This is a genomic window from Limnothrix sp. CMB-01, from assembly GCF_055193175.1.
The window spans coordinates 3,625,817-3,643,826 of the sequence record NZ_CM143720.1 but is presented as its reverse complement, the minus strand read 5'-3'; the positions used below and the strand labels follow the sequence as shown (position 1 = coordinate 3,643,826).

The following is an 18,010-nucleotide window of genomic DNA, read 5'->3' as shown; positions in this document are numbered from 1 at the left end:
ATTGCGGAGGCCCATGATGACGCACACCATGCGGCCCATAGCCATGGATCCCCCGGCGACCAAATGTTTGGTTTTGTGATTTTTTTGCTGTCTGAAAGTGTTATTTTCTTCAGCTTCTTTGCGGGCTATATTGTCTACAAAACCACTGCCCAAACCTGGTTACCAGAAGGTGTTTTGGGTTTGGAGGTGCGCGAGCCAGCTATCAACACGGTCATTTTGGTGTCTAGCAGCTTCACGATTTATCTAGCTGAGCGCTATTTGCACGTTAAGCAGCTCTGGGGCTTTCGGGCATTTTGGTTGCTGACGATCGCCATGGGTAGCTACTTCTTGTATGGCCAGGCGATCGAGTGGAGTCACTTAGACTTTGGGTTCACCGATGGGGTGTTTGGCGGCACGTTTTATTTGCTGACAGGATTCCACGGTCTGCACGTTTTTGCGGGTGTGTTGCTGCAACTGATCATGTTGGTGCGATCGTTCATTCCGGGTAATTACGATCGCGGCGAATTTGGCGTGGCTTCGACCTCATTGTTTTGGCACTTTGTGGATGTGATTTGGATTATTTTGTTCCTGTTGATTTACATCTGGCAGTAACCAAAACACCGATCAAGATGAGGGTGATCGGCGATTTTGGAATGAGATGAGCGATCGCCCAGCAACCCCTTCGCAATGCCAGTGAATCGGTAAGCAATCGTTTCAATCGTTGAGTAGTCAGGACGATCTAATTATGATTATTGATGATTGCCATTACGACGTGATTATTATTGGTACTGGGGCTGGCGGTGGGACGCTGGCTTATAAATTAGCACCCACCGGCAAGCGTATTTTGATTCTTGAGCGGGGAGATTTTATGCCCCTCGAAGAACAAAATCGCAGCAATGTGGATGTTTTTAAACGCGAGCGATATCACGCGCCGGAACAGTGGTACGACAACACGGGCGAACCCTTTTCGCCCCAAATGAACTACGCGATCGGGGGCAACACCAAAATCTATGGAGCTGTGCTGATGCGGCGGCGAGAACAGGATTTTGCTGCCGTTACCCATCGCGAGGGAATTTCACCGGCTTGGTGTGTGGACTATGCGGAATTCGAGCCTTATTACACCGCTGCCGAAGCGCTTTATAAAGTGCATGGTCAGGCTGACCAAGACCCCACCGAGCCATTTCGGAGCAGCGACTATCCCTTTCCAGCAATCGAATCCGATCCGCAAATTGCCGCCATTACGGGAGCGATCGCCCAGCAAGGATTGCACCCATCTGCCTTGCCCTTGGGGTTAACTCGCCAGGACGATGACCCCACCAATGATTCCGAAGTGAGTGGCGTGTTGCCAGCGGTGGAATATCCCAACGTCACCCTCAAAACCAAGGCAAAAGTCGTGGGCTTGCATACCAACTCCTCAGGACGCTTGGTGAAAGCCGTTGAAGCGGAGATTGATGGTAAACCCTATCTCTTTTTGGGAGATTTGGTGGTCTTGGCCTGCGGGGCGGTGAACTCTGCGGCCCTGTTGTTGCGATCGGCTAATGATTGTCACCCACAAGGACTAGCCAATAGCTCCAATTTGGTGGGCCGCAACCTCATGAAAAATCTGATGACTGCGATCGTGCAGGTCAGCAGCAAAGCCAATTCCGGGGCATTTCAAAAAACTGTTTGTGTGAATGATTTCTATTGGGGAGATGCGGATTTTCCCTACCCCATGGGTCATATTTACAATACGGGCGGCTTGCTAACCGATGTGATTTTTGCGGAAGCGCCGCCGATGTTTTCAGTGCTGGCGAAATTCATGCCGGGATTTGGGTTGCAACAACTGGCGACCCGCTCGATCGGTTGGTGGATTCAAACGGAAGATTTGCCCAATCCCAATAACCGAGTTTACCTAGATCAACACAAGCTTTGTATTGACTATCAACCCAACAATACCGAAGCGCACGATCGCCTTACTCATCGCTGGATTGATGTGTTGAAATCCCTAGAAAAGCAACTTGATGGTTTTCCGGTGGGCACAATCCATCCTCGCGGAGAAATTCCGGTGCAGGTGATGGCCAACCAATGCGGCACTTGCCGGTTTGGGGACGATCCGGCGACTTCCGTGCTTGATCGCAACTGCCGCACCCACGATGTGGATAATTTGTATGTGGTGGATGGCAGCTTTTTCCCCTCAAGTGCCAGCGTCAGCCCCGCCCTGACGATTATTGCGAATGCGCTGCGGGTGGGCGATCACCTGCTCGATCGACTGGCTTAACTGGCTGAATCGAAGTTTGAGGGCGAATGACCCGCAGCAAGACGGGGCGATCGCAACAATCCTTCACAATCTAATCTGGGTGATCGGGCACAGTGCCAAACCGTCGCCGGTTGTCGGCAAGTCGCGGCATTTCTCAGCGGGCCAAGCCGCGCGATCGGGGTAGGATATTGGACTTGCACCCCAGCGCATTTGCGTTTCGTCAAGATTTTTGCGAACTGACGCAACCGTCACGAGTGGCTTGGGGCAAGGGGCAATTGATCATCTAAAACCCTGATCCGCCAGTGCGAGATCGTAGGGAGCAAGGGGCTTAAGCCCCTTGTCTAGGTCGTAGCAACAGCTCCTTTCCTATCCAGCAACCGCGTCAGTTCTGAATTCGTCCAGTTAAGTTCCAGTCCCATTTTGAGTCACCATGCGTACCCACTACTGCGGTCAACTGCGCGCCGAACAGGTTGGTAAAACCGTCACCCTTTGCGGTTGGGTCGATCGCCGCCGCGACCACGGGGGAGTCGTGTTTGTGGACTTGCGCGATCGCTCGGGGATCGTTCAGGTGGCCTCGAACCCGGACTTGCCCGAATCCTTTCAAATTGCCGACTCCCTCCGCAATGAATATGTGGTGCGGATTACGGGAACCGTCACCCAGCGGCCGCCTGAGTCCGTGAACCCCAAGCTGGCCACCGGGGAAGTGGAAGTGCTGGCGGATCAAATCGAAATCCTCAGCGCCGTCAGCAAGCAACTACCGTTCCAGGTTTCCACCTCCGAAAACGAAACCGTTCGCGAAGAATTGCGGCTGAAATATCGCTATCTGGATTTGCGCCGTCCCCGGATGCAGCAGAACCTGCAACTGCGTCATGCGGTGGTGAAGGCCATGCGCCGGTTCCTGGAAGATGCCCAGGGCTTCATGGAAATCGAAACGCCCGTCCTAACCAAATCCACGCCAGAAGGGGCGCGCGATTACCTGGTTCCTTCGCGGGTGAATCCGGGCGAGTGGTTTGCCCTGCCCCAGTCGCCGCAGTTATTTAAGCAATTGCTGATGGTGTCCGGGTTCGATCGCTACTACCAAATCGCCCGCTGCTTCCGCGATGAAGATTTGCGGGCCGATCGCCAGCCCGAGTTCACCCAGCTTGACATGGAAATGAGCTTCATGTCCCTGGAAGAAATCCTGGACTTGAATGAGCAACTGGTTTGCCACATCTTCAAAACCGTCAAGAACATTGACCTGCCGCGCCCCTTCCCGCGCTTGACCTACGCCGAAGCCATGGATCGCTACGGCAGCGATCGCCCCGACACCCGCTTTGGCATGGAGTTGGCGGACTGCTCGGATTTGTTCAAGGGCTGTGGGTTCAAGGTGTTTTCTGGCTCGATCGCAGCCGGTGGGATCGTCAAAACCCTGCCTGTGCCCGGCGGTAACGATGCCGTTTCCAATGTGCGGATCAAGCCCGGTGGGGATTTATTCGCGATCGCCTCGGAAGCCGGAGCCAAGGGTCTGGCCTTCATCCGCGTGCGCGACAACGGCGAAGTAGACACGATCGGGGCGCTCAAGGACAGCCTGACCCCAGAAATCACCGCCGAACTGCTGCAACGCACGGGCGCACAATCGGGCGATCTGCTGCTGTTTGGCGCGGGCCCGGCGGAGATCGTGAACAAAACGCTCGATCGCCTGCGGTTGGCCCTGGGCAAAGAGCTGAACCAGATTGATCCCGAAGCGATCAATCTGCTGTGGGTCGTCGATTTCCCAATGTTCGAGTACAACGCCGACGAACAGCGATTGGAAGCCCTGCACCACCCCTTCACGGCCCCCAACCCAGAAGATTTGGCGGATCTGAAAACCGCCCGCGCCCTGGCCTACGACATCGTGCTCAACGGCACGGAAATCGGCGGCGGCAGTCTGCGGATCTATCAACGGGATGTGCAGGAGCAGGTGTTCGCGGCGATCGGGCTGACCGACGAAGAAGCCCGCGCCAAGTTCGGCTTCCTGCTCGATGCCTTTGAATATGGCACGCCGCCCCATGGGGGAATTGCCTACGGTCTCGATCGCCTGGTGTCGATTTTGACCGGCGAAGACTCGATCCGCGACGCGATCGCCTTCCCCAAGACCCAACAGGCCCGCTGCTTGTTGACCGATGCGCCCTCCTCGGTGGAAGCCAAGCAACTGAAGGAATTGCAAGTGGCTTCGACCTACAAACCCAAGAAGCCGGAAGCCGAAGCCTCAGCCTAGGAGGGTGTCGCAAAAGCCTCAATTGCGACCTTGCGGATCTGGCAAACCGATGAAGCTTCTGGTCTTCATCGGTTTGCCGCACGGCCGTTGATGCTTGGCCCTTGTCACCCGACAATTGGACAGACCTCCTCTCAGCCTCATGACCTAAATCTCGTCACCTAAATCTCGTCGCCTAAATTACAAGGGCTGTCATCAGTAACTCGGTGACAGCCCTCTGTCTTTTTAAAGTGTTTTTAAAGATGGCTTGCGTTTGAAATCACGCAGACCTGTGACCTGTGACAACGGATCTGTTTCCCGATTGATGCAAATTAATCAGTACAAATAGACTGATTCGCTGTGCTTTTCTGGAACTACGATAGATTTCGAAGAAAACTCAGTAGAATTAATTCTTGAAAAAGGTTGAAAACCATACAAAAACATGATCGACTGTCATTTCTTGGGTTTCAGCTACTTAGTTTGATTTGATACATACTTTGCATTTTTACTCTTTTTTTACTAATTTTTCCGCTAATTTATATCTGTTTACAACTCGCTTGACTGACAATTGACGAAAGAGTTGGATCGCTTTGAGAAAATCAATGGGCGAAATGAGCAGCCCGGCGCTTTCTCCTTGGGTAGTAAATAATAGAAGAACTTCCCTTCTGCAATGCATATGGCTGCCTTGTCTGTCACCCTGACTCCTTTGGATCCGCAGGCTGCCTTGATTCAGAACCCGCTGATTGTTTCACCGGACACACCCGTGGTAGCGGCGCTCCATCGGATGAGTCAGGTGCGATCGAGCTGTGGAATTGCGGAATCCACCGATCCTGAAAACAACAACCAGCAGGTGCTGCGAGAGGCTCGGGGGAGCTGTGTGCTGGTGGTGGATCAAGACCGCCCGATCGGGATTGTGACCGAGCGAGATGTGGTGCGGCTGTTGGCCGAACAAACCTGCTTGGATCAACTCACGGTCTCCCAGATCATGATCCAGCCCTTGGTGACCTTGCAGACCAAAACTTGTGAAGACCTGGACGTGATGGCGGCCATCACGCTGTTGCACAAACACGGCATTCGCCATTTGCCCGTGCTGGATGCAGATCGCCGGTTGGTGGGCTTGATGACCCACGAAAGCCTCTGCCAAACCACCCGCCCGATCGACCTGCTGCGGATGCGGTTGGCCTCAGAGGTGATGACCCAGCATGTGGTGGCGATCGCGGTCACCAGTTCCATGCTTGATGTGGCGCGGCTGATGGCTGAGTGCCAGGTGGGATCCGTGGTGATTGTGGAGCCGGGTGCAGCAGATTCAGGACAGCAGCCCGTGGGAATTGTGACGGAACGGGACTTGGTGCAGTTTCAATCCCTGGGTTTGGACTTTCAGCAGTTCACGGTGCGAGAGGTGATGAGCACACCGGTTCTCACCGTGGCCGCCGATAGTTCCCTGTGGTTGGTTCATGAGTTGATGGCCAAGCGCAACATCCAGCGCGTTTTGGTCATGGGCGATCGGGGCGAGTTGGTGGGCATCGTCACCCAAACCAGTTTGCTGCGGGTTCTGAATCCCCTGGAGCTATACAAACTGGCGGAACTGCTAGAGCACAAGGTGAACCAGCTCGAAGCGGAAAAACAGGCCCTGGAAACGCTGCATCACCAGGAACTGGAGCAGCGGGTGGAAACCCGCACAGCGGCCCTGCGGGCCAAGGCAGAACGGGAACTGCTGTTGGTGGCGTTGGCCACTCAGATTCGATCGTCCCTGAGCTTACAGAGCATTTTGGATACCACGGTGCAGGAGGTGCGGCGGGTCTTGCAGTGCGATCGGGTGAATATTTGGCAATTTCAAACCGCCGACAAGGCCCGGGCTCGGGTGGTGGCAGAATCAACGGACTTGCCCATTTCCATGATCGGCACGGAACTGGAGGGTACCTGGTTTCAGCATGACCAAGAACCGGTTTATCGGCAGGGCTACATCCGGGTTGAACCCGACGTGGCCGCCAGTGACATGGGCGGGTGTCACCTCCAGTTACCGATCGAGCTGCGGCCCCGCGCCAAAATTCTGGTTCCCCTGCTTTATCAAGAGGAACTGTGGGGATTATTGAGCGTTTCCGAAAGCAAAACCACCCGAAACTGGTTGCCCGACGAGGTGAAACTGCTCAAGGGCCTGTCGGTGCAATTGGAAGTGGCCCTCAAACAGGCCATCACGCACCAGCAACTGCAACAGGAATTGGAAACCCGCACGCAAGCGGAAGCCTTCCTGCGTGAAAGCGAGCAGCGCTATGCCAATCTCGCGGCCGTTGTGCCCGTGGGCATCTTCCGCATGGATTTGCAGGGACGGCTCACCTACGTGAACGAACGCTACTGCCAAATTTTAGGCTGCTCCATTGAAGAGGGTCTTGATTGGGATTGGGAGCAAGCCCTGCACCCGGACGATCGGGATTGGGTGTTGGCTCTGCGGGAGCAAAATCTGCGGGAACAATCCTCCTGTCAGTTGGAATGCCGGTTCCAATCACGCGATCATCGCCACGGCCCCGACCCCGATCGGGCCGTCACGTGGGTGGATATGCGGGTGGTGGTGGAGCGGGATGCCACGGGTCAACCGATCGGCTATGTGGGAACCCTCACGGACATCAGCGATCGGAAGCGATCGGCCCTCGAACTCCGCGAAAGTCGCCAGCGATACGCCAGTCTGTTGGCCGTGGCCCCCGTCGGGATTTTTCGCACCGACACTGCCGGCCATTGCCTATACGTCAACGATCATTGGTGTGAAATGACCGGCCTCGACCATCGGGCCGCCCTTGGTCATGGTTGGCAGCTCACCCTGCACCCGGACGATCGCGCCTTAGTCACCAATGGCTGGATGCAAGCCATCCAGACCAATCGCCCCTGGAAGGCCGAATATCGCCTGGCACGTCCCGATGGAGAAGTGCTTTGGGTCTATGGCCAATCGGTGGTAGAGCGCAATTTCAACGGCGATATTGTGGGCCATGTGGGAGCCATCACCAACATCACCGATCGCAAACAGGCTGACTTTGCCCTGCAAAACCTGATCGAAGGAACCGCCGCTACTGGCCTTGATTTTTTCCCTGCCCTGGTCAGACATCTGGCCACCGCTCTCAATGTTTCCCACGCTTTTGTGGCCGAGCGCATGGGCAATCGAATCCAAGTGTTGGCCTTTTGGAATGCGGGACCCGTAGAAACGATCGCCACCTGTGCCCTCAACCACTTCGATCGAGAACTGCCCTACCCCTGGCACGGGGACTGCCACCCGCAGTTGCTTCAGTCTTTGTTTCCCCAAGTGCCTGGTCTGACGCAAATCACCGACAACAACTATCTGAGCGTTCCCCTCCAGGATTCCCACGGTCTGGAAATTGGTCACCTCTGCATCTTGAACCAAGGGCCCATTCAAGCGCCCCGCCGAGCTGAAACCGTCTTGCGCATCTTTGCGGCTCGGGCTGGAGCCGAACTGGAACGCCAGCAAGCCACCAACGCCCTTGAGCAGCTCAATCAGGATCTAGAAATTACGATTCAACGGCGAACCCAAGAGCTTTGGCGCGTTCACAATCTGCATAAGGCCATTCTGAACTGTGCCCCCTATGCGGTGATCGCCACCGACATCCAGGGGCTAATTACCACCTTCAACCCGGCCGCCGAGCGCATGTTGGGATATCGGGCCGCCGAAGTGATCCGCCAGCTTACACCGGAAATTTTCCACGACCGTCAAGAGGTGGCCGCCCGGGCCGCCCAGCGATCGGCAGAGTTGGGCGAGCCGATCGCCCAAGGGTTTGAAGTGCTCGTGGCCCGGGCCCGCCAAGGCATTGTGGACGAGAACGAGTGGAATTGTATTCGCCAGGATGGTTCTCGGTTTCCCGCCGCCCTTTCCGTGAGCTGCCTGAGGGATCGCAATGATCAAATCATTGGCTTTTTAGGCATTGCCCAAGACATTACCGATCGCAAACGTACAGAACAGGAAAATCGACTGCTCAAGGAACGGTTGGAGTTTCTGTTGGCTTCCAGCCCCGCTGTGATCTACAGTCGCAAGCTCGATCGACGCTACACCACAACCTTTGTTAGCCCCAATGTGGAATCCATCCTCGGCTACACGCCCCAGGAGTTTATTCAGGATGCAAACTTCTGGATTAGCCGAATTCATCCCCAAGATGTGGACAGGGTGCTCAGTGATCTCAGTGGTTCATTTGAAGCAGATCGCTACAAGTATGAGTACCGATTACTTCATGCGGATGGCTATTATTTGTGGGTGCGGGATGAAATTTACTTGGTGCGCGATGAGCAGAATCAGCCCCTAGAAATTGTGGGCTATTTTGCGGATATCAGCGATCTCAAGCAAACGGAAGCGATCGTGGTTCAGCAGGCCAAGCGCGAGACCCTGCTCTTAGAAATTACCCAGCGAATTCGTCAGTCTTTGGATCTTTCGATCGTGTTTGAAACGGCTTGTCAGGAAATTCGGCAGCTCATGGAGTCCGATCGAGTTGGCATCTTTCAGTTTAATCCCGAGTCCCAATGGCAAGATGGCAGGTTTGTAGCGGAATCCGTTGATGACAAATATCCATCGGTGATTGCGGTTTCGATGGATGATCGCTGTTTTGGCGGAAGCTATTTCCAGCGCTATGCCCAAGGACAATATTGTGCAACCGACGATATCTATGACGGCAGCCTCAGCACCTGCCATGCGGATGTTTTAAAGCGGCTTGCGGTGCGGGCTAATTTGGTGATGCCTCTGCTTTGTAATGGAGCCTTGTGGGGGCTGCTTTGTGTGCATCAATGCATGAAAGTCCGGCATTGGGAGCTTTCGGAAATTGAATTAATTAAGCAAATCGCCAATCAATTAGAAATTGCCATTCAACAGGCCAGCCTCTATGACCGAATGCAAGCCGAATTATTAGTTCGCAAGCGAGCAGAGAAACGAATCGCCCTCCAACTCCATCAACAGGAATTATTAGGCGTTATTTCCCAACGAATTCGAGAATCGTTGGATGTGGCTGAAATTCTGCAAGTGGTCACCGACCAAGTGCGGCAGGTCTTTCAGTGCGATCGCGCAATCATACTTCAGGTGTTCCCAGATGGCCACAGCCAAATTTTTGAAGAATCTGTTGCGCCAGGTTTCCCAGTTCTCAAAAACCGCCAGTGGGATGATGAGCATTGGTCCATAGAAATCTTGGAGCATTATTGGCAGGGAGAGCCACGAATTGTGCCAGATGTGATGAGCGATCGGTGGACAGATTGCCTACGGGAATATTCCCAAGCAGGACAAATTCAGTCCAAAGTGGTGGCTCCTATTTTGCAGGAGGTGCATGTTCACAGCGAAGATCGCTGGGTTTCCATGGGGCACAATAACCGCCTGTGGGGAGTGTTAGTAATCCATGCTTGCCAGGAACAGCGGGTGTGGCAGGGGGCCGAGGCCAAACTTTTGCAACAAATTGCGAACCAATTGGCCACGGCAATTCAACAGGCTAATTTATTTGAACAATTGCAACGGGAGCTTCAAGAGCGCCAGCAGGCTCAACAGCAATTGACCGATCGCAACCAAGAATTGGCCGTTTCTAATCAAGAATTGGCACGGGCCACTCGGCTAAAAGATGAATTCCTGGCGAACATGAGCCATGAGCTGCGAACGCCGTTGAATGCCATTTTGGGAATTACTGAAGGGCTTCAGGAGTCAATTTTTGGTCCCATCACTGAGCAACAGGAGCGCGTGCTGCAAACCATTGAACGCAGTGGCTCCCATCTTTTATCATTGATTAATGACATTCTCGATGTGGCCAAAATTGAAGCCGGACAGCTAGAGTTAGACATTGCAGCGGTTCCTGTTTCGCCCCTGTGCCAATCTAGTTTGGCATTTGTTAAGCAACAGGCTTTCAAAAAAGGAATTCAATTGGCGATTCAGCTTCCTCCCAAGTTGCCGGACTTGCTGGTGGATGAACGCCGGGTGCGTCAGGTGCTGATTAATCTGTTAAATAATGCGGTTAAATTTACCCCCGACCACGGATCTGTTTCTTTGGAAGTTTGTTTGGGAACATCACGGCGAGTCCCTAAACTGAACAGTAGTTTGGGGGAAACAGAAGTTCACCAGTTTTTGGAAATTTCGGTGGTGGATGACGGGATCGGGATTTCGCCGGAAGATGTTCGCAAACTCTTTCAGCCCTTTATGCAGGTGGACAGTGCTTTGAATCGGCAGTACACCGGCACAGGGTTGGGGTTAGCGCTGGTGAAGCGAATTGTTGAATTGCATGGTGGAGAAGTATCCCTCGTGAGTGAAGTAGGTGTTGGCAGTCGATTTACGGTCGATTTGCCCTGTGCAAGTACGCTGTCTGGGCCGGATCAACCGGCAACGGGGGCGATCGAGGCGGCGGAACCCAGTCCGGCCGTACCTTTGGAATCGCCGTTGATTCTGTTGGCGGAGGATAACGAAGCCAATGTCAGCACGATCGTGGCGTATCTGCAAGCGAAGGGCTATCGCCTGACCCTGGCCAAAAACGGCGAGGAGGCCGTTGCTTTCGCCAAGGCCGCGCCGCCGGATCTGATCCTGATGGATATTCAGATGCCGGTGATGGATGGTTTGGAAGCCACTCGCCAAATTCGCCAAGATCCAACCCTGGCCAATGTGCCGATCATTGCCCTGACGGCTTTGGCAATGGCGGGCGATCGGGAACGATGTTTGGCGGCGGGAGCCAGTGATTATCTGAGCAAGCCGGTGCGACTCAAGCAGTTGGCAGCCATGATTCAAGAATTCCTCGCGGCCATTTCCTAAGCCAAGGGGGCGGCCGTGGGCGCTGCGGATCTCACGGAATCCCCAAAAATCTGCCGATCGCGGCGATCGTGCCCAGGAAGCCGGTTCCGGGATCGAGCGCGAACAGGGGTGCGCAACCGGGTAAGATAACAGCCTGAATCATTGACCTTCATTTGCCCCAGCCCTCGTCGCCATGACTGCCCCGGTAGACGCGCTTCCCACCCAATATGATCCCAAAGCTGCCGAAGCCAAATGGCAGACCACCTGGGAGGACTCCGCTGCCTTTGCGGCCGATGTTGATGCCGCTGGCGAGCCGTTTTGCGTGGTGATTCCGCCGCCGAACGTCACCGGCAGTCTGCACATGGGCCATGCCTTTGAGCATTCTTTGATCGATGCCTTTGTGCGCTACCACCGGATGACCGGGCGCAACACCCTGTGGCTGCCGGGAACCGACCACGCCAGCATCGCCGTGCAATCGATCCTGGATAAGCAACTGAAGGAGGCAGGAACCGATCGCTTTGCCTTGGGTCGTGAGGCGTTTCTCGATCAGGCCTGGACTTGGAAAGAAGAATCCGGCGGCACGATCGTTGGGCAAATGCGCCGCCTGGGCCTGTCCGTCGATTGGGATCGCGAGCGGTTCACCATGGATGAAGGCCTTTCCAATGCCGTGTTGGAAGCCTTTGTGCGGCTCTACGAAGACGGGCTAATCTATCGCGGCAAATACATGGTCAACTGGTGCCCCGCCTCCCAGTCGGCCGTGTCCGATTTGGAAGTGGACAACAAAGAGGTGGACGGCAACCTCTGGCATTTCCGCTACCCGCTGACCAATGGTTCCGGCGAAGTGGTGGTGGCCACGACCCGCCCGGAAACGATGCTGGGTGATACGGCGGTGGCGGTGAACCCCAAGGACGATCGCTACAAGGCCCTGATTGGCAAAACCGTCACCCTGCCCCTGGTGGGCCGGGAAATCCCGATCGTTGGCGATGAATTTGTTGATCCGACCTTTGGTACGGGCTGTGTGAAAGTCACGCCAGCCCACGATCCCAACGATTTCGAGATGGGCAAGCGCCACAACCTGCCCCAAATCGAAATCCTGAACAAAGACGGCACGGTCAACGAAAACGGCGGCGAATTCTGCGGCCAAGATCGCTTCGTGGCCCGCAAGAACCTCGTGGCCAAGATGGAGGAGCTGGGCTACCTGGAAAAGGTGGAAGCCTATCGCCACTCCGTACCCTACAGCGAGCGCGGCAAAGTGCCCGTGGAACCGCTGCTGTCGTCCCAGTGGTTCTTGCAGGTGCGTCCCTTGGCCGAAAAAGCCCTGGCGGATCTGGAAAACAACCGGGAGCCGCTGTTTGTGCCCGATCGCTGGACGAAGGTCTATCGCGATTGGCTGCTGAACCTGCGTGATTGGTGCATTTCCCGCCAGCTCTGGTGGGGCCACCAAATCCCCGCTTGGTTCGTGATCAGCGAAACCAACGGCCAAGTGACGGAGCACACGCCCTTCATCGTGGCCCGCACGGAAGCCGATGCTCTCAAGCAAGCCCAGGCCCGCTACGGCGAAGAGGCGGTGCTGGAGCGGGATGAGGACGTGCTAGATACTTGGTTCTCCTCTGGTTTGTGGCCCTTCTCCACCTTGGGTTGGCCCAACGAATCCGCGGCCGATTTCCAAACCTATTACCCGAACACGATGCTAGTGACAGGTTTTGACATCATCTTTTTCTGGGTGGCCCGGATGACGATGATGGCGGGCTATTTCACCGGCCAGATGCCCTTCAAGACGGTCTATGTCCACGGGCTAGTGCGGGATGAAAATAACCAAAAAATGTCGAAATCGAAGGGCAATGGCATTGATCCCTTGCTGTTGATCGACAAATACGGTACGGATGCGGTGCGCTATACCCTGGTGCGGGAAGTGGCCGGCGCGGGTCAGGATATTCGCCTGGACTACAACCGCAAAACCGATGAGTCGGTGTCCGTGGAAGCATCGCGCAACTTTGCGAACAAGCTGTGGAATGCGTCGCGGTTTGTGTTGATGAATTTGGCGGGGGAAACGCCGGCCAGCTTGGGTGCGCCGGAGGCCGATCGCCTGGAGCTGGCCGATCGCTGGATCCTGTCGCGGTTCAACCAAACCGTGCGCCAAACCCGCCACGACATCGATCACTACGGTTTGGGCGAGGCGGCCAAGGGGCTTTACGAGTTCATCTGGGGCGACTTCTGCGACTGGTATATCGAGCTGGTGAAACCCCGGTTGAATGGCGACGATCCGGCGGCTCGGCGGACGGTGCAGCAGGTGTTGGCCCTGGTCTTGGATGGGACGCTGAAGCTGTTGCATCCCTTCATGCCCCACATTACCGAAGAGGTGTGGCACGCCCTGACGGGGGCGGCGGCGACGGACTTTTTGGCCCTGCAAGCTTATCCGGTGGCGATCGAACAGGCGATCGATCGGGAACTAGAAGCCCAGTTCGAGGCGATCATCAACGCGATCCGCACGATCCGGAACCTGCGGGCCGAGGCGGACATCAAGCCCGGCCAGAAAGTGCCGATCGTCCTGCAGCCGGAGACCGATCGGGAGCGGACGGCCTTTGAAATTGGTCGCGCCTACATTTGCAATCTGGCCAAGGTGTCCGACCTGACGATCCAGAGCGGTGCAACCCCGGTGAAACCGACAGCCGCCCCAGAACCGACCCTGATGGATGCGGACACGGCAGCCCTGCTAGAGGCAATCGCCGCTGACGAAATGAATCTGGATGCCGACCAACTGGCTTGGGAACAAAGCGAAAAACGGCGGGTGGCCCTGCTGACCCTGGCGATGATCGGGACGGCGGTCTTTGCCCTCTATTTGGCCAACAGCACCCTGGATGCGATCGACGAGATCCCGCTGCTGCCCTCGATCTTCCAGTTGATTGGCTTCTTCTGGACGGTTTACCACCTGCCCAAGACCCTGCTGTTTGCGCGCGATCGAGCCGCCTTTGCCAACGGCGTTCGGCAAGCCAAGCTGACCTATATCGGCGAGGGCAATCCCTTTGCGGTGCGGGCCTATCCTGGGGAAGCCCCGGCCACAGCTCCGGCCACGTCGCAACCGCTCCAGTTGCCGGCCGCCCAAGCGCCGGAAGTGAACTTGCCGATCGACCTGGGCCAGGCAGCGCCCGAAGCCGTCCCGATCGAGCGGGCCATGGCCGGCGTGGTGGGTACGACCCAAGTGTTGCTGCCCCTGGTGGATGGTGTGGTGGACTTGGCCGCCCTGCGAGCCAAGTTGACCAAGGCCCTGATCAAGGCCGAAGGGGAAATCAAGGGGCTGTCGGGTCGCCTCAGCAATTCGGGCTTTGTGGACAAGGCTCCGCCGGAAGTGGTGGCCAGCGCCCGGGCCGCCTTGGCAGAAGCGGAAACCCAAGCCCAATTGCTGCGCGATCGCCTGGCCCAGTTGCAATAGATTGCCCCGAAAATCCTGAATCCCAGCAATTTCCTGAGTTCAAGAAACAAATCAGCGTATGGCTTCACCGGAGGGGACATGGTGCTTTATTTAGCCCAAGTGCAACAACAGGAAACGGATCACTCCCTAGCCCTGATGCCGCTGGCGGTGCAGTCCGTCGATCGGGGATGGCAAATTACCCGAGAGCGCCAACGCCAGACCCTGCCCTTGCCGGAACAGGCCCAATGTCATCCCCAGCAGTTGGTGCTGATTGAGGTGGACAACGCCCAATTGGTGACCGACTGCCAGGATGCAACCGATTGGATTTTGGAGCTGATTAAAACCTACTTGAGCTTGGGAGTCACGCCCGAGGAGTTGGCTCACGAAGCCAACCGCCTAGAGCAGTGGAAACAGTCTCTGACCCTGCAAAATCAAGAGCTATCGCGGCGATCGCTGGAGTTGGAAATTCGCCGCGATCAGCTACAGGCTCTGGAAGCGGCCCTCAAAACATCTTCCCCGGAAGATGAGGAAGCCGCCGAAGCCACTGAGGATTAGTGGGGGAAATCAATAATGTCTTTTTTATCCAAAGAAACCCTGTTTGGTTTATCTCTGTTTCCCTATTTGGGGTTTCTGTGGTTTTTGACGCGATCGGGTCAAGCGCCCAAGCTGGGTCTGATTGGGTTTTACCTGACCCTTTTATTCGTGGCGATTACCATTCCCGCCGGTATCTACGCCCAGGTGCATTACAACCAAAGTCTTGCCGATGTGGACTGGCTCCATGGCAGCGCGGAGGTTTTCTTGACCTTGGCGAATTTGACCTTGGTGCTTGGGTTTCAACGGGCCATCAGCCAACTGAAAGCCACCAAAAAGGCCCCATAGGCCCGCTAGCCCGCTGAGTTGGGGGACTCGAACTGGGGTTGCCCAGGATTGATGCGGTGGGGATGGCTCAGCGGGCGGCGGCTAAACCGCTAGTTCTGGTAGCGGGAACATTTCACCCCGCAGATAAGCCTCAAAGTGCTCTTTGAAGTAGCGCCAAGAGGTCATGTTTTTTTGGGTGCTGTGGTGATCAGGCGCGTGGCGATATTTCGGGAGGCGATCGCGGATTTCCGTTTGCAGCAGGGGCGGCAAGGCCTCGAAGCCCGCCACCCGCTGACCACAGGCGCTGTAGACCAACTGCCCGGAGCGATCGCCCATTTTCATCCAAGGCAACCAAGGGCCAATCCGATGCCAAGCAACGGTCATGGTTTCAACGGCGGCCAACTCCGGATTGGTTAGCTCCGAAAGCGGAACGGTCAGCTTGAAAAACTCAGCGGCGCTGTAGTGGGGGCTGGGGCTGTAGTCCTGAAAGCGCGGGTCGTTGCCCAAGGGGTTGGGATAGGCCGGAAACACATCACAGGTAAAAATCACCGCATCGCCCGCCAGGGTCGCTCCGAACGTGCCCGTGAGGCGACTTTGCACCGGGTCATTGGCCACATGCACCACCGGCACGGTTTCCCCCGTCCAGGGATTATCCCAACTGTGGAGCACGGCCCCCGTATCGGGATCCAAATAGTAGGTCAGTTCCCGGGACACCAAGCTCCAACTGCCATCTCCGTTGTTCACACCCCGGGCCACGTTCATGCCCACGATGTCAAACAGGTGGCATTGGGTTTGGTCGGGCAGCATGGCGTAGATGGAGCCAGTCCATTCCACATACACGTCCCGATCGTCCGTGGCGGCTCGGGCCTTGAGGAAAGTGGCCGCATCAAATTCCGATCGCCCGGAGCCAGGCGCGATCGGGTGAGGGCGGGCCGGTGCTGGGGAACTGCGCAAGGAACTAGGGTTGCCGGTCTGGATACTCATGGTTCAGCCTCCACCTCGGGGGATTGGCCCAAGAGAACTGTGGCGTGGTTGACACGCTTGTCACAATTTCAATATATCGCAACAAATTTTAACAGTAACCCTCGCTACGGTTTTTCTGGACTTCAGAATCTGCTTGGGATCGCGAATTCCCGTTCGATCAGCCCGGGAGCGATCGGGCTGAAATGGCTTTACTGTCAACCCCTTGTCAATTGCCACCGAGCAACGGACACTGGACGTGGAAGTGGATTGGCAGCGCTAGAGGTCGTCTTGTGAAAAGAGTTTTAGGCATCATCCTAGGCGGCGGAGCAGGAACCCGCCTGTATCCGCTGACCAAATTACGGGCAAAACCGGCAGTCCCCCTGGCGGGCAAATATCGGTTGATCGATATTCCGGTTAGTAACTGCATCAATTCCGAAATTCTTAAAATCTACGTCCTCACCCAGTTCAACTCTGCCTCGTTGAACCGTCACTTGTCCCGGGCCTATGCCATGTCCGGGTTCACCGATGGTTTTGTGGAGGTTTTGGCGGCCCAACAAACCCCCGATAGTCCCAATTGGTTCCAAGGCACTGCCGATGCGGTGCGGAAATATCTGTGGATTTTTGCCGACTGGGACGTGGATGAATACGTCATCTTGTCCGGCGATCATCTCTATCGGATGGACTATCGAAAATTTGTGGAGCATCACCGCGCCACCAATGCCGACATCACGTTATCGGTGATCCCCATTGATGAGAAGCGGGCCTCGGATTTTGGCCTGATGAAAATTGACGGCAACGGCCGGGTAACAAGCTTTAGCGAAAAACCGAAGGGGGATGCCCTCAAGACCATGGCGGTGGACACCACCGTTTTGGGTTTGCCGGCTGACCGGGCCCAGGAGATGCCTTATATCGCCTCCATGGGCATTTACGTCTTTAAGAAAGAAGTTTTGATTGACCTGTTGAATGAGTCCGTAGATCGCACGGATTTTGGGAAAGAAATCATTCCGCAGGCGGCTCCCAATTACAACGTTCAAGCCTATTTATTTGACGGTTATTGGGAAGATATTGGAACGATCGAAGCCTTCTTTGATGCAAATTTAGCGCTGACCAAGCAACCGCAGCCACCCTTTAGTTTTTACGATGAACATGCGCCGATCTATACCCGATCGCGCCATTTGCCCCCCACGAAAATTTTGAACGCCCAGGTTACCGATTCGATCGTGAGTGAGGGTTGCATCCTCAAAAACTGCACGATCGAGCATTCCGTGTTGGGGGTGCGCTCTCGGGTTGAATCTGGCTCTGTGATTGACAACGCCCTGTTGATGGGAGCGGATTACTATCAACCCTTCCCCGAGCGGATGGACTGCCTTGAGCGGGGCTACGTGCCGATCGGGATTGGGCCAGATTCCACAATTCGCCGCGCCATTATTGACAAGAACGCCCGCATTGGCCAAAAGGTGGCGATCGTAAACAAGGACAATGTGCAAGAGGCCAACCGCGAGGAGTTGGGCTTTGTCATTCGCAGCGGCATCGTGGTGGTTCTCAAGAACGCCACCATTCCTGACGGTATGGTCATTTAAGCCATGAGTATTTGACCCAGCAATCCGGTTGACC

The 18,010-nt window shown here is 55.7% G+C and carries 9 protein-coding genes; 8 read left to right on the top strand and 1 reads right to left on the bottom strand.

The genetic code is table 11. The features are described 5' to 3' along the window. Window positions 1-63: 63 nt before the first annotated feature. The 7 genes from ACZA91_RS15000 to ACZA91_RS14970 all read left to right on the top strand — a co-directional run bounded on the left by ACZA91_RS15000 (window position 64) and on the right by ACZA91_RS14970 (window position 15,454). Window positions 64-591 carry a cytochrome c oxidase subunit 3 gene (locus ACZA91_RS15000; protein WP_347278348.1) on the top strand — a complete coding sequence of 176 codons (528 nt, stop codon included), beginning with the start codon at window positions 64-66 and terminating at the stop codon, window positions 589-591. 133 nt (window positions 592-724) lie between these two features. Then, window positions 725-2,236 carry a GMC oxidoreductase gene (locus tag ACZA91_RS14995; protein ID WP_463183114.1) on the top strand — a complete coding sequence of 504 codons (1,512 nt, stop codon included), beginning with the start codon at window positions 725-727 and terminating at the stop codon, window positions 2,234-2,236. Between the two features lie 409 nt (window positions 2,237-2,645). Further along, complete coding sequence (gene aspS, locus ACZA91_RS14990; protein ID WP_463183113.1) at window positions 2,646-4,451, top strand: aspartate--tRNA ligase; 1,806 nt, start codon at window positions 2,646-2,648, stop codon at window positions 4,449-4,451. Between the two features lie 652 nt (window positions 4,452-5,103). Further along, window positions 5,104-11,187: a PAS domain S-box protein gene (locus tag ACZA91_RS14985; protein ID WP_463183111.1), complete on the top strand. Its 6,084-nt coding sequence runs from the start codon at window positions 5,104-5,106 to the stop codon at window positions 11,185-11,187. Window positions 11,188-11,359: 172 nt separating this feature from the next. Then, the gene (locus tag ACZA91_RS14980; protein ID WP_463183110.1) at window positions 11,360-14,596 is read left to right on the top strand and encodes a valine--tRNA ligase; all 3,237 of its coding nucleotides are present in this window, start codon (window positions 11,360-11,362) and stop codon (window positions 14,594-14,596) included. Window positions 14,597-14,674: 78 nt separating this feature from the next. Beyond that, window positions 14,675-15,130 carry a hypothetical protein gene (locus ACZA91_RS14975; RefSeq protein WP_099532442.1) on the top strand — a complete coding sequence of 152 codons (456 nt, stop codon included), beginning with the start codon at window positions 14,675-14,677 and terminating at the stop codon, window positions 15,128-15,130. Between the two features lie 15 nt (window positions 15,131-15,145). Next, entirely contained in the window at window positions 15,146-15,454 is a 309-nt protein-coding gene (locus ACZA91_RS14970) for a DUF3593 domain-containing protein (RefSeq protein WP_190355739.1), read from the top strand. 81 nt (window positions 15,455-15,535) lie between these two features. Here the strand turns inward: ACZA91_RS14970 and ACZA91_RS14965 are convergent, their stop codons facing one another. Next, on the bottom strand, window positions 15,536-16,417 hold the full coding sequence (locus ACZA91_RS14965) for a DUF1838 domain-containing protein (protein ID WP_099532440.1): 882 nt from the start codon (window positions 16,415-16,417) through the stop codon (window positions 15,536-15,538). 269 nt (window positions 16,418-16,686) lie between these two features. Between ACZA91_RS14965 and ACZA91_RS14960 the strand changes: the two genes are divergently transcribed. Next, window positions 16,687-17,976, top strand: a complete 1,290-nt coding sequence (locus ACZA91_RS14960) for a glucose-1-phosphate adenylyltransferase (RefSeq protein ID WP_099532439.1) — start codon at window positions 16,687-16,689, stop codon at window positions 17,974-17,976. The last annotated feature ends 34 nt before the right edge of the window (window positions 17,977-18,010 follow it).

Bases quoted from the DNA above. Each gene is read 5' to 3' on its own strand.
- ACZA91_RS15000 (WP_347278348.1), top strand. From the start codon at position 64: ATGTTTGGTTTTGTGATTTTTTTGCTGTCTGAAAGTGTTATTTTCTTC.
- ACZA91_RS14995 (WP_463183114.1), top strand. From the start codon at position 725: ATGATTATTGATGATTGCCATTACGACGTGATTATTATTGGTACTGGG.
- aspS (WP_463183113.1), top strand. From the start codon at position 2,646: ATGCGTACCCACTACTGCGGTCAACTGCGCGCCGAACAGGTTGGTAAA.
- ACZA91_RS14985 (WP_463183111.1), top strand. From the start codon at position 5,104: ATGGCTGCCTTGTCTGTCACCCTGACTCCTTTGGATCCGCAGGCTGCC.
- ACZA91_RS14980 (WP_463183110.1), top strand. From the start codon at position 11,360: ATGACTGCCCCGGTAGACGCGCTTCCCACCCAATATGATCCCAAAGCT.
- ACZA91_RS14975 (WP_099532442.1), top strand. From the start codon at position 14,675: ATGGTGCTTTATTTAGCCCAAGTGCAACAACAGGAAACGGATCACTCC.
- ACZA91_RS14970 (WP_190355739.1), top strand. From the start codon at position 15,146: ATGTCTTTTTTATCCAAAGAAACCCTGTTTGGTTTATCTCTGTTTCCC.
- ACZA91_RS14965 (WP_099532440.1), bottom strand. From the start codon at position 16,417: ATGAGTATCCAGACCGGCAACCCTAGTTCCTTGCGCAGTTCCCCAGCA.